The organism is Shinella pollutisoli, assembly GCF_024609765.1.
Classification (GTDB): Bacteria; Pseudomonadota; Alphaproteobacteria; order Rhizobiales; family Rhizobiaceae; genus Shinella; species Shinella pollutisoli.
Window position 1 is genome coordinate 168931 of record NZ_JANFDG010000002.1, and the last position, 10875, is coordinate 179805.

The 10875-nt window shown below is 68.6% G+C and carries 8 protein-coding genes; 3 read left to right on the forward strand and 5 right to left on the reverse strand.

Annotated features, from left to right (window positions below):
- Positions 1-2: 2 nt before the first annotated feature.
- From NNZ72_RS02345 to NNZ72_RS02355, 3 genes are read left to right on the forward strand one after another with little or no spacing between them, the layout of a single operon-like run.
- A complete protein-coding gene (locus NNZ72_RS02345; protein ID WP_257312097.1) occupies positions 3-347 on the forward strand; it encodes a sarcosine oxidase subunit delta in 345 nt (114 codons plus the stop codon).
- Positions 344-3337, forward strand: a complete 2994-nt coding sequence (locus NNZ72_RS02350; protein ID WP_257312100.1) for a sarcosine oxidase subunit alpha — start codon at positions 344-346, stop codon at positions 3335-3337. Before NNZ72_RS02345 ends, NNZ72_RS02350 begins: the two co-directional genes overlap by 4 nt.
- Positions 3330-3878, forward strand: coding sequence for a sarcosine oxidase subunit gamma (locus tag NNZ72_RS02355; protein WP_257312101.1), 549 nt, complete (start codon positions 3330-3332; stop codon positions 3876-3878). Before NNZ72_RS02350 ends, NNZ72_RS02355 begins: the two co-directional genes overlap by 8 nt.
- A 119-nt stretch (positions 3879-3997) precedes the next feature.
- On the opposite strand, the gene NNZ72_RS02360 is transcribed toward NNZ72_RS02355, so the two are convergent.
- The 5 genes from NNZ72_RS02360 to glgC form a co-directional block, all read right to left on the reverse strand.
- The gene (locus NNZ72_RS02360; RefSeq protein WP_257312104.1) at positions 3998-4486 is read right to left on the reverse strand and encodes a MaoC family dehydratase; all 489 of its coding nucleotides are present in this window, start codon (positions 4484-4486) and stop codon (positions 3998-4000) included.
- Positions 4487-4552: 66 nt separating this feature from the next.
- Positions 4553-6520, reverse strand: coding sequence for a glycogen debranching protein GlgX (gene glgX, locus NNZ72_RS02365; protein ID WP_257312105.1), 1968 nt, complete (start codon positions 6518-6520; stop codon positions 4553-4555).
- A gap of 2 nt (positions 6521-6522) precedes the next feature.
- Entirely contained in the window at positions 6523-8154 is a 1632-nt protein-coding gene (locus NNZ72_RS02370) for an alpha-D-glucose phosphate-specific phosphoglucomutase (protein ID WP_257312108.1), read from the reverse strand.
- 3 nt (positions 8155-8157) lie between these two features.
- Entirely contained in the window at positions 8158-9597 is a 1440-nt protein-coding gene (gene glgA, locus NNZ72_RS02375; protein ID WP_257312111.1) for a glycogen synthase GlgA, read from the reverse strand.
- 8 nt (positions 9598-9605) lie between these two features.
- Positions 9606-10868 (reverse strand): glucose-1-phosphate adenylyltransferase, encoded by a 1263-nt coding sequence (gene glgC, locus NNZ72_RS02380; protein ID WP_257312114.1) that lies wholly within the window; start codon positions 10866-10868, stop codon positions 9606-9608.
- Between the last annotated feature and the right edge of the window lie 7 nt (positions 10869-10875).

The following is a 10875-nucleotide window of genomic DNA, read 5'->3' on the forward strand; positions in this document are numbered from 1 at the left end:
TTATGCTTCTGATCTATTGCCCCTATTGCGAGGAAGAGCGCTCCGAGCTGGAATTCCGGCACGGCGGCGACGCCCATATCGCAAGGCCGGCTAACATCGCCGACATCACTGACGAGGCGTTCCAGGACTACTTCTTCCTGCGCGACAACCCGAAGGGCCTCATCTTCGAACGCTGGCGCCACATCCACGGCTGCGGCCGCTTCTTCAACGCGGCGCGCGACACGGTGAGCGACAGGTTCTTCGCAAGCTACAAGGCCGGCGAGCCGAAGCCCGACCTGCCGGGCGTCGCACCGGCTTCCGAAAAGACCGTCGAGACCTACGAAGCCACGGAAGGAAACGCGCAATGAGCGGCGCCAATCGCATTGCCGGTCAGGGCCGCCTGACGCCCGCGAGGACCGCGCGCTTCACCTTCGACGGCGTGAGCTACGAGGCGCTCGCGGGCGACACCGTCGCCTCGGCGCTGATCGCCAACGGCGTCCACCTCGTCGGCCGCTCGTTCAAGTACCACCGCCCGCGCGGCATCCTCTCGGCCGGGGCCGAGGAGCCGAACGCGCTCGTCGACGTCGCGCGCGACGCCGCGCGGCGCCAGCCGAACGTGCGCGCCACGGTGCAGGAAGTCTTCGACGGCATGAAGGTGGAATCGCAGAACCGCTGGCCGTCGCTTTCCTTCGACATCGGCGGCATCAACGACTTCTTCTCGCCCTTCTTCGCGGCGGGCTTCTACTACAAGACCTTCATGTGGCCGAAGGCGGCCTGGGAGAAGCTCTACGAACCCTTCATCCGCCGTGCCGCCGGCCTCGGCGTCGCGCCGACGGAGGCCGATCCGGACCACTATGCCAGCCGCTACGCCTATTGCGACGTGCTGGTCGTCGGCGCCGGCGTCGCCGGCCTGTCGGCGGCGCTTGCCGCCGCGGAGGCCGGCGCGCGCGTCATCCTCTGCGACGAGCAGCCGGAAGCGGGCGGCGCGCTCCACTTCGACACCTCCGTCACCATCGACGGCAAGCCGGGCTACGACTGGGCACAGGCGACCGCCGCGCGCCTCGCGGCGATGGAGAACGTCACGGTGCTCAGCCGCACCACGGCCTTCGGCTACTACAACCACAATTTCGTCGGGCTGGCCGAGCGCGTCACCGACCATCTGGCGCGGCCGGACCGGAAGCTGCCGCGCGAGCGTCTGTGGCAGGTCCGCGCCAAGCGGGTGATCCTGGCGACCGGCTCGATCGAGCGCCACATGGTCTTCGCCAACAACGACCGGCCCGGCATCATGCTGGCCTCGGCAGCGCGCACCTATCTCAACCATTTCGGCGTCGCCGTCGGCCGCAAGGTCGGCGTCTACACGGCGAACGATTCGGCCTACGAGGCGGCCTTCGACCTGAAGCGCGCCGGCGTCACCGTCGCCGCCATCGTCGACAGCCGCGACAAGCCGGGCGAGGCGGTGCTGGCCGAGGCGCGCAAGCTCGGCATCGAGGTGCTGACGGGCCATTCGGTGGTGAACACCAAGGGCCATCGCCGCGTCTCCTCCATGTCGGTCGCCCGCAACGGCGGCGGCGCGGCGCGCTGGATCGCGGTCGATGCGCTGCTGATGTCGGCCGGCTGGACGCCCTCCGTCCATCTCTTCTCGCAATCGCGCGGCAAGGTCGCCTATGACGCGGCGAGCGGCCGCTTCCTGCCGGGCACCTACGCGCAGGACTGCCTCTCGGTCGGCTCGTGCAACGGCACGGACGGCCTGCAGGCGACGATCGAGGAGGCGCTGGCCGCCGGCGAGCTGATGGCGCGCGCCACCGGCAACGAGGGCGGCGCCAAGGTCGAGCTTTCCGGCGAGAATGCCTTCGAATGGTCCGGCGGCATGGCCGGCGCCGGCGAGGGGGCGGGCGTCGACACGACCGTCAAGGCCTTCGTCGACTTCCAGCACGACGTCTGCGCCAAGGACATCCGCCTTGCCGTGCGCGAGGGCATGCACTCGATCGAGCACATCAAGCGCTTCACCACCACCGGCATGGCGACCGACCAGGGCAAGCTCTCCAACATCCACGGGCTCGCCATCGCCTCGGAGGTCTTGAACCGCGAGATCCCGAAGATCGGTCTCACCACCTTCCGCGCGCCCTACACGCCGGTGACCTTCGGCACGCTGATCAGCCATTCGCGCGGCGAGCTGTTCGATCCGGCGCGCAAGACGCCGATGCATGCCTGGGAGGAGGCGCACGGCGCCGTCTTCGAGGACGTCGGCAACTGGAAGCGCGCCTGGTACTATCCGCGCGCCGGCGAGACGATGCACGACGCGGTCAACCGCGAGTGCCGCACGGTGCGAGAGGCGGCCGGCGTCTTCGATGCCTCCACGCTCGGCAAGATCGAGGTCGTCGGCCCGGATGCGGCCACCTTCCTCAACCTGATGTACACGAACGCCTGGGACACGCTGAAGCCCGGCCGCTGCCGCTACGGCATCATGCTGCGCGAGGACGGCTTCGTCTATGACGACGGTGTCGTCGGGCGGCTCGCCGAAGACCGCTTCCACGTCACCACAACGACGGGCGGCGCGCCGCGCGTCATGCACCACATGGAGGACTATCTCCAGACGGAATTCCCGCATCTCAAGGTGTGGCTCACCTCGACCACCGAGCAATGGGCGGTGATTGCCGTGCAGGGGCCGAAGGCGCGTGAGATCATCGCGCCGCTGGTGGAGGGCATCGACCTCTCCAACGAGGCCTTCCCGCACATGAGCGTGCGCGAGGGAAAAATCTGCGGCGTGCCGACCCGGCTCTTCCGCATGTCCTTCACCGGCGAGGCGGGCTACGAGGTCAACGTGCCGGCCGATTACGGCCAGGCCGTGCTGGAGGCGATCTGGGCGCGGGCCGAGCCGCTCGGCGCCTGCGCCTACGGCACCGAGACCATGCACGTGCTGCGTGCCGAGAAGGGCTACATCATCGTCGGCCAGGATACCGACGGCACGGTGACGCCCTATGACGCCGGCGTCGGCTGGGCCGTCTCGAAGAAGAAGACGGATTTCGTCGGCATCCGCGGCCTGAAGCGCCCGGACCTCGTCAAGGAGGGCCGCAAGCAGCTCGTCGGCCTGCTGACGAAGGACCCGACGGTCGTGCTGGAGGAGGGCGCGCAGATCGTTGCCGATCCGAACCAGCCGAAGCCGATGACCATGCTCGGCCACGTCACCTCGTCCTACTGGTCGGAGAACTGCGGCCGGTCGATCGCGCTGGCACTCGTCGCCGGCGGCCAGGCGCGCATGGGCCAGACGCTCTACGTGCCGATGCCGGACCGTACCATCGCGGTGGAGGTCTCCGACATGGTGTTCATCGACAAGGAAGGAGGCCGCCTCAATGGCTGATACCGCTCTTCGCCTCCCGCCGCTTGGCCTCCGCCACGGCGGTTCCGCTGCCGCCCGCGTCACGCCCGCGGCCCCCGCGACGCGGCTTTCGCTGCGCGCCGGGCCGGAGGCCCTCGACGCGCTCTCCGCCGCCTTCGGCCTGACGCTGCCGACGCGGCCGAAGGGTTCCGCCTTGGCGAACGGCCGCCATGCGCTCTGGCTCGGGCCGGACGAGTGGCTGCTGATCGACGAGAACGAGGCCGACCTGATGGCGGTCGCCGCCGGCGCTTCGGCGCTCCATTCGGCGACGGATATCTCCCACCGCAACACGGCGATCCTCGTCTCCGGCCCGGCGGCGGCCGGCGCGATCGCCAGCGCCTGCCCGCTCGATCTCGGCAACGCGATCTTCCCGGTCGGCGCGGCAGCGCGCACGGTGCTCGGCAAGATCGAGATCGTGCTCTTCCGCTCCGGCGAGGAGGATTATCGCGTCGAGTGCTGGCGCTCGTTTGCACCCTACGCCTTCGGCCTGCTGTCCGAGGGCGCGGAGGACGCGGGGCTTTGACGGCCTGAACGGGTGCTTCTGCCTCGCATGGGCGTCGAGGATTGGGGAAAACGGTGCGGCATATCCTTCTCCCCGTTTACGGGGAGAAGGATATGCCGGCAGGCCGGATGAGGGGCAGCTCACGCCGTCGTCGGCCGGTCCTTCGGGTCGAACTGGATGATGGTGATCCAGTCCGCGGTGAGCGCGGGCTTCTTCTCGTTCTCGATCTCGACGGTGACGTCGTAGCGGACGGCGAGCATGCCGGCGCCGCGGAAACGGGCTTCGGCAAGCAGGAAGCGGCCGCGCACGCGCGCGCCGCTCCTCACCGGCGCGAGGAAGCGTACCTTCTCGAAACCGTAGTTGATGCCCATCGTCTGCTCGGCGATCTTCGGCACGCAGTCGAAATTCATCGCCGACAGCAGCGACAGCGTCAGGAAGCCGTGGGCGATGGTGCCGCCGAAGGGCGTCTCGGCGGCGGCGCGCGCCGGATCGGTGTGGATGAACTGATGGTCGTCCGTGGCCTCGGCGAAGCGGTCGATCGTCGCCTGGTCGACCGTGATCCAGCGCGAGACGCCGAGCTCCGTTCCGACGAGGGCCGCGACGTCCCTGAGATGGATTTGCCTGGGCATGGAGATTTCCCTTACCGGTCGAGCCTTCCCCGTTTCTAGCCCGGGGTCCTGTGCGATCAATGACATTCAGCGTCTTTCGACAAAAATCTCCACTGTCCGGGGCTCGATCATGCCGGCGAGCGGCCGGTCGGCGACGAGGAGGCTCGTCCAGCCCGCGCCGCTGTCCGGCAGGGCGAGCGCCTGCTCGGCATGGGTGCGGTTGACCGCGACGGCAAGGCGGGTCTCGCCGCCGCGTTCGGCATCCGTCGTGCGGATCAGCATCAGCAGCGTGCCGGCGAGCGGCGCCTCCCAGTCGGCGGGCGCCATGGGCTCGCCGACGAAGGTCAGCCATTCCACGTCGCCGTCGCCGGTGAAGAAGCGGGTCTCGCCAAGGGCGGGAAAGCGCCTGCGGATCGCCGAGAGCCGGGCGGCGTGCGCGACGAGGTCGTCATCCATCCGCGACCAGTCGATCCAGGTGATGGCGTTGTCCTGGCAATAGGCGTTGTTGTTGCCCTGCTGGCTGCGCCCGCCCTCGTCGCCGGCCGTCAGCATGATCGTGCCGCGCGAGAGGAAGAGGCTCGCAAGCAGCGCCCGGACGTCGGCACGCCGCGCGGCGAGCACGGCCGGGTCGGCCGTCCCGCCCTCGGCGCCGTTGTTCCAGGAATGGTTGTCGTTGTGGCCGTCGCGGTTCTCCTCGCCGTTCGCCTCGTTGTGCTTCACCGCATGCGAGACGAGGTCCATCAGCGTGAAGCCGTCATGGGCGGCGAGGAAATTCACCGAGCGGGTCCGCGTTCCGCCGTGGCGGGAGAAGACGTCGGAGGAGCCGGAAAGCGCGGTGGCGAAGGCGCCGAGCCTGCCGTCGTCGCCGCGCCAGAACAGCCGCATGTCGTCGCGGAAACGGTCGTTCCATTCGAGGAAGGGGGCCGGGAAATTGCCGAGCTGGTAGCCGCCGGGGCCGACGTCCCAGGGCTCGGCGATCAGCACGCGGTCGGTGAGCAGCGGATCGGCGCGCATGTCCGCGAACAGCGCGGCGGCCGGGGTGAAGCCGTCCGCCTCGCGGCCGAGGATCGTCGCGAGGTCGAAACGGAAGCCGTCGACGCCGGCGTGCCGCACGAAATGGCGCAGGCTGTCGAGGATCAGGCGGCGCACGACCGGGTGCTCGCAGGCGATGGTGTTGCCGCAGCCGGTATCGTTGACGAGTTCGCCCGGCCGGCCGGGGAGGTGGCGGTAATAGGTGCGGTTGTCGAGGCCGCGGAAGGAGAGCGTCGTGCCGTGCCGGTCGCTCTCGCCGGAATGGTTGAAGACGAGGTCGAGGATGACGCCGATGCCCCCGGCGTGGAGCGCGGCCACCGTCGCGGCGAGCTCGGCCATGCCGCCCGGCGCGAGGCGCGGGTCGAGCGCCATCGGCACGACGGGATTGTAGCCCCAGCTGTTGGAAAGGCCGAGCGGCGGCAGGTGGCGCTCGTCGATCCAGGCGGTGACCGGCATCAGCTCGACCGCATCGACGCCGAGGCGCTTCAGATGGGCGAGCACGGCGGGGTGCGCAAGTGCTGCGACCGTGCCGCGCTGCGTCTCCGGCACGTCGGGGTGGAGCTTGGTGAAGGCGCGCACGGCGATCTCGTAGACGAAGCCGCCCGGCCGGAAGAGGGGCGGGGCAATAGCGACGGGCGCATCGCGGGTGACGACGGCCTTCGGCACGAGGTCGGCGGTGTCCTTGCCGAAGAGGGTGAGGCGGGCGTCGTGCACAAAGGGGCGGTCGAGCTCCTTCGCGTAGGGGTCGACCAGAAGCTTTGCAGGATCGAACCAGAGGCCGTCCTCCGGCGCGAAGGGGCCGTCGGCGCGGAAGCCGTAGCGGGTGCCTTCGGCCGCGCCCTCGACGAAGACGCGGTGGAAGCCGTTCTCGTCCCGGCCCATGGCGAGACGGCACAGTTCCCTGTCGCCGCCGTCGAACAGGCAGAGCTCGACGCGGGCGGCATGCTGCGAATAGACGGCGAATTCCACCCCGTCGCCGGAGAGCGTGGCACCGGGCGCGAAGGTGGGGGCGGAGATCGCCATGGTCAGGTGATCACGCTCGGCGCATTGCGGCCCGTGCGGCTTCGGATGCCGGCGATCTCGTCGGCGACGGCGATCAGGTCGGCGAGCGCCTCCTGCGTGTCGAGGCCGTGGCGGGCGGGGTCGGGCTCGAAGCGCTCAATGTAGACGCGCAGCGTCGCGCCCGAGGTGCCCGTGCCGGACAGGCGGAAGACCACGCGCGAGCCGCCCTCGAAGAGGATGCGGATGCCCTGGTTGCGGCTCACCGACTTGTCGACCGGGTCGTTATAGGCGAAGTCGTCCGCCGTCTCGACGGTGAGCGTGCCGAAGGTCTTTCCGGGCAGCGTGGAAAGCTGGTCGCGCAGGTTCGCCATCAGGCCGTTGGCGGCTTCCGTCTCGACCTCCTCGTAGTCGTGGCGCGAATAGTAGTTGCGCCCGTAGGTCGCCCAATGCTGGCGGACGATGTCGATGACGCTCTCCCTGCGCACGGCGAGAATGTTGAGCCAGAGCAGCACGGCCCAGAGCCCGTCCTTCTCGCGCACGTGGTTGGAGCCGGTGCCGGCGCTCTCCTCGCCGCAGATTGTCGCCAGCCCCTCGTCCAAGAGGTTTCCGAAGAACTTCCAGCCGGTCGGCGTCTCGTAGAGGCCGATGCCGAGCTTTTCGGCAACGCGGTCGGCCGCCCCGCTCGTCGGCATGGAACGGGCGATGCCGGCAAGCCCCTCGGCGTAGCCGGGGGCGAGATGGGCGTTGGCGGCGAGCAGCGCGAGGCTGTCGGAGGGGGTGACGAAGATGCCCTTGCCGATGATCAGGTTGCGGTCGCCGTCGCCGTCCGAGGCTGCGCCGAAGTCCGGCGCGTCGTCCGCCATCATCGTCTCGTAGAGCGCGCGGGCGTGCACGAGGTTCGGGTCGGGGTGGTGGCCGCCGAAATCCGGCAGGGGCACGAAGTTCAGCACGGAACCCTTGGCGGCGCCCAGCCGGTTTTCGAGGATCTCCTTGGCATAGGGGCCGGTGACGGCGCTCATGGCATCGAAGACGACCTGGAAGCCGGAGGCGAGCAGCTCGCGGATCGCGGGGAAATCGAACAGGCTCTCCATCAGCTCGGCATAGTCGGCGACGGGATCGATGACCGTCACCGTCATGCCCTCGATCTCCTGGCTGCCCTCCACGTCGAGGTTGACGTCCGGCACGTCGGCGATCCTGTAGCTGTCGATGGATTTCGTGCGGGCGAAGATCGCGTCGGTGATCTTCTCCGGCGCCGGGCCGCCGTTGCCGATGTTGTACTTGATGCCGAAGTCCTCGGTCGGGCCGCCGGGATTGTGGCTGGCGGAGAGCACGATGCCGCCGAAGGCCTTGTTCTTGCGGATGACGTTGGAGGCGGCGGGCGTCGAGAGGATGCCGCCGCGCCCGACCAGCACGCGGCCGAAGCCGTTGGCCGCCGCCATCTTGATGGCGAGCTGGATGACCTCGCGGTTGTAGAAGCGGCCGTCGCCGCCGATCACCAGCGTCTCGCCCCGGAACCCTTCGAGCGAGTCGAAGATCGACTGGATGAAGTTCTCGGCATAATTCTGCTGCTGGAAGACGGGGACCTTCTTGCGCAGGCCCGAGGTGCCGGGCTTCTGGTCGCCATAGGGCTTGGTCGGAACGGTCTTGATGGTCATGGCTCAGGCTTTCGAAAGAAGGCTGGAATAGAGATCGGCGTAGAGCTTCGCGCTCTTTTCCCACGAGACGTCGGATTTCATGCCCTGACTCTGCAGGCGCGTCCAGGTTCCCGGCCGGTGCCAGGCGGCAAGCGCGCGGCGGATCGCCTGGCGCAGGCCGGCGGCGTCGATCGGCGTGAACTGGAAGCCGGTGGCGACGCCCGCGGAAAGGGCGGCCTCGTTGGCGTCGATGACGGTGTCGGCAAGGCCGCCGGTGCGCGCGACGATCGGCACGCAGCCGTAGCGCAGCCCGTAGAGCTGGGTCAGCCCGCAGGGCTCGAAGCGGGAGGGGATGAGGATCGCGTCGCTGCCTGCCTGCATGAGATGCGACAGCGGTTCGTCATAGCCGATGACGATGCCCATCCGGCCGCGATGGCGGGCGGCGGCGGAAAGCAGCGCCCCTTCCAGCCCCTCGTCGCCCGAGCCGAGCACGGCGAGCTTGCCGCCCTCCTCGACGATCCAGTCGGCGACCTCGGCGATGAGGTCGATGCCCTTCTGCCAGGTGAGGCGGCTGATGACGCAGAAGATCGGGCCGTCGTCGTGATCGAGGCCGAAGCGGTCGGCGAGGGCCTTGCGGTTTGCAGCGCGCTGCTTGAGGGTCGTGGCCGTGAAGGTCTTGGCGATGAGACGGTCGGTGCCGGGGTTCCAGACATCGGTGTCGATGCCGTTGACGATGCCGGTGAGATCGCCGGCGCGGGCGTTGACGAGACCGTCGAGGCCCATGCCATATTGCGGCGTCATGATCTCGGCGGCGTAGGTGGGGCTTACCGTGGTGACGGCCCAGGCGGTGCGCAGCCCCCCCTTGAGGAAGCCGACGTCGCCGTAATATTCGAGCCCGTCGACGCTGTAGGCCTCCGCGGGCAGGCGCAGCTCCGCGAAGATGTCGGCGCCGAACTGACCCTGGAAAGCGAGGTTGTGAACGGTGACGACGGTCGGGATATGCTGGAGGCCGGTATAGCGCATGTAGACGGCGGTCATCGCCGCCTGCCAGTCGTGGGCGTGGACGATGTCCGGCGTCCAGTCGGCAATGAGCCCGCGGGCGATCTCGGCGCCCGCGAGCGAGAGCGCGGCGAAGCGCCGCCAGTTGTCGGTGAAATCCTTGCCGACGGCGTCGACGTAGGGGCCGCCCGGCCGGTCGAAGAAGCCCGGCGCGTCGAGCACGAGGATGTCGAGCCCGGCATGGGTGGCGGAAAGCACCCGCGCCGGCTCGCCGAGCAGGTCGTCGAACGTGGCTGCGACCGTGACGTCGGCGAGCTTGGCCATCACCGCCGGATAGCCCGGCACGAGCGTGCGCATGCGCGTGCCGTGGCCGGCGAGCGCCAGGGGAAGCGCGCCCGCCACGTCGGCCAGTCCCCCGGTCTTGATCAGCGGGAAGACTTCGGATGCCACCGAAAGGATGTTCATCGCGGGCCTCAAAGCTCCAGCTTGTCGATCATGGCCTGGGTGATGAGGCAGATGCCGTTGCCGGAGCGGCGGAAGCGCTTGGCGTCGAGCTCCGGGTCCTCGCCGACGACAAGACCTTCCGGAATGACCACGCCGCGGTCGATGACGACGTTCCTCAGCTGCGCGCGCCGGCCGATCAGCACGTCCGGCAGCACGACCGCGCCTTCGAGCCGCGCATAGGAATTCGCGCGCACGCCGGTGAAGAGCAGGCTGCGGTGCAGCGTCGAGCCGGAGATGATGCAGTCGCCCGAGACGAGCGAGGAGATCGCCGAGCCGCGGCGGTTCTCGTCGTCATGGACGAACTTCGCCGGCGGCTTGATCTCGGCGAAGGTCCAGATCGGCCAGGAACTGTCGTAGATGTCGAGCTCGGGGGTGATGTCGGTGAGGTCGATGTTCGCCTGCCAGTAGGCGTCGACGGTGCCGACGTCGCGCCAGTAGGCCTCGCGCTCGAAGTCGGAGCGCACGCAGGAGGCGGTGAAGCGGTGGGCGACCGCCTTCCCGTTCTTGACGATGTAGGGGATGATGTCCTTGCCGAAGTCGCGGCTCGAATTCGGGTCCTCGGCGTCGCGGCGCAGCATCTCCATCAGGAACTTCGTGTGGAACACGTAGATGCCCATGGAGGCGAGCGCGAAGTCGGGATTGCCGGGAATGCCCGGCGGGTCGGCGGGCTTCTCGACGAAGTCGATGATCTGGTCCTTCTCGTCGACATGCATGACGCCGAAGCCGGTCGCCTCCATGCGCGGCACTTCCAGGCAGCCGATCGTCACCTCAGCGCCGGAATCGACGTGCTGTTGGAGCATCAGCTCGTAGTCCATTTTATAGATGTGGTCGCCGGCGAGGATGACCATGTATTCGACGCCGTAGTCCTCGATGATGTCGATGTTCTGGTAGACGGCGTCGGCGGTGCCCTCGTACCACTGCGTCTCGGAGACGCGCTGGCTCGCCGGCAGGATGTCGAAGCTCTCGTTGCGTTCCGGGCGGAAGAAGTTCCAGCCGCGCTGCAGGTGGCGGATCAGCGAGTGCGCCTTGTACTGGGTGGCGACGCCGATGCGGCGGATGCCGGAATTCAGCGCATTCGACAGCGCGAAGTCGATGATGCGCGCCTTGCCGCCGAAATAGACGGCCGGCTTGGCGCGCCGGTCGGTGAGTTCCTTCAGGCGGCTTCCTCGCCCGCCCGCAAGAACATAGGCCATCGCGTCACGGGCGAGGGGTTGATTCCGCTTCTGCTCCATAGGTGTC

Bases quoted from the DNA above. Each gene is read 5' to 3' on its own strand.
- NNZ72_RS02345 (WP_257312097.1), top strand. From the start codon at position 3: ATGCTTCTGATCTATTGCCCCTATTGCGAGGAAGAGCGCTCCGAGCTG.
- glgX (WP_257312105.1), bottom strand. From the start codon at position 6,520: ATGGCGATCTCCGCCCCCACCTTCGCGCCCGGTGCCACGCTCTCCGGC.
- glgC (WP_257312114.1), bottom strand. From the start codon at position 10,868: ATGGAGCAGAAGCGGAATCAACCCCTCGCCCGTGACGCGATGGCCTAT.
- NNZ72_RS02350 (WP_257312100.1), top strand. From the start codon at position 344: ATGAGCGGCGCCAATCGCATTGCCGGTCAGGGCCGCCTGACGCCCGCG.
- NNZ72_RS02355 (WP_257312101.1), top strand. From the start codon at position 3,330: ATGGCTGATACCGCTCTTCGCCTCCCGCCGCTTGGCCTCCGCCACGGC.
- NNZ72_RS02370 (WP_257312108.1), bottom strand. From the start codon at position 8,154: ATGACCATCAAGACCGTTCCGACCAAGCCCTATGGCGACCAGAAGCCC.
- glgA (WP_257312111.1), bottom strand. From the start codon at position 9,597: ATGAACATCCTTTCGGTGGCATCCGAAGTCTTCCCGCTGATCAAGACC.
- NNZ72_RS02360 (WP_257312104.1), bottom strand. From the start codon at position 4,486: ATGCCCAGGCAAATCCATCTCAGGGACGTCGCGGCCCTCGTCGGAACG.